We start from the raw sequence: 1,264 nt of genomic DNA on the forward strand, positions 1-1,264 counted from the left end.
GCAGCATATAGTGTCATGAATATTGCAATTTGCTGTCTCTTTGGTGGCAATCTCGATTCTTATTTCTTTTCGTATTCCGGTCGCCTGATCCGCATTCTATTTTTAAAAAGGGGCGTATAGTGCCTGATAATCAAGTCGTTCTGCTTCTTCCTATCGCACGCAACAGCCGCCGCACACGTGTGCTGAACCATTCGGTTTCACCGCTGGCGATCCTCAGAACAACAGGGCGGGCAACCGGGTTGGCGGTCACATCGCTCATGATGCTGGGATTTATGGCCCAGCTGTCCGGTTTTGCAATGGCCACCGATTATACGACAACCCAGCACCAGAGCCTGCAAACTGGTGATACAATCACCACAATGGCTGATGGCGAGGCCGGGTATGGGCTTATGGCTGATAATAACACTCTGGTGACGGCTCCCGGTGACAACGTAATCACGACGAGTGGCTATCAAGCCTGCGGGATTTGTTCTATCGGGCTGGGTGCTTCAAGTATCGCCGCCACGGGCACCAAAATTATAACTACCGGGGCCTATGCGAACGGTATTGAAAGTCGAATCGATGGAGGCAATATAACTATTACTTTGCGTGATGTAACCATTGACGCGCAAGGAGTCTCGGCAAATGGTATACAAATTGCACCCAATCCCGTGGGGGAGGGGGGCACTATGACCCTCACCGCTGATGACAAGACAGTCATCACAGCCACAGGGACAGGGGTTAACACCGGCGCAAGCGCAACCCTGACAGGCACGCACGTCACCACCACCGGTGATAACGGACCTGGTGTGGTGTTTGGTTCTATCTGGGTGACGGCGCTCACACAAATCGTTCAGGGTAACGCTGTTATTAAAACACTGGGTTATCAGTCCTTAGGGGTTTGGAGCACATCTAAGTCGACCCAAACGCCTGTGGTGGATGATGGTGTCAGCGTCGAAACCTTCGGTAAAACAGCCTATGGCGTTGGCGCTAATGGTAATCGTTCATCAGCAGGTCTGCAAGTCAATGCTGCGACTGTCGTCACGCATGGCGATACTGCTGATGGCGCGCGGGCACAGTATGGTGCCTCAACGACATTGAACGGCACCCATGTGACCACGCATGGTGCCAATGCTGCTGGTGCAGCGGTCGGGAATTCACCATATGGTGCTGACGACCTCAACAACACCATCACCATCACCGGTGCAACGCTGACGACGACGGGTGACGGGTCGAATGCGGTGCAGATTTATGGGCCGACAAATAACATCACCATGGATAATGC

General features: G+C 52.9%; 1 protein-coding gene. It reads left to right on the forward strand.

The window, feature by feature from the left end; translation table 11 throughout:
- Window positions 1-119 precede the first annotated feature (119 nt).
- On the forward strand, window positions 120-1,264 hold a 1,145-nt coding region (locus CEV32_RS00005; RefSeq protein WP_143128762.1), incomplete at its 3' end, for a hypothetical protein.

The organism is Brucella rhizosphaerae, assembly GCF_002252475.1.
GTDB lineage: Bacteria > Pseudomonadota > Alphaproteobacteria > Rhizobiales > Rhizobiaceae > Brucella > Brucella rhizosphaerae.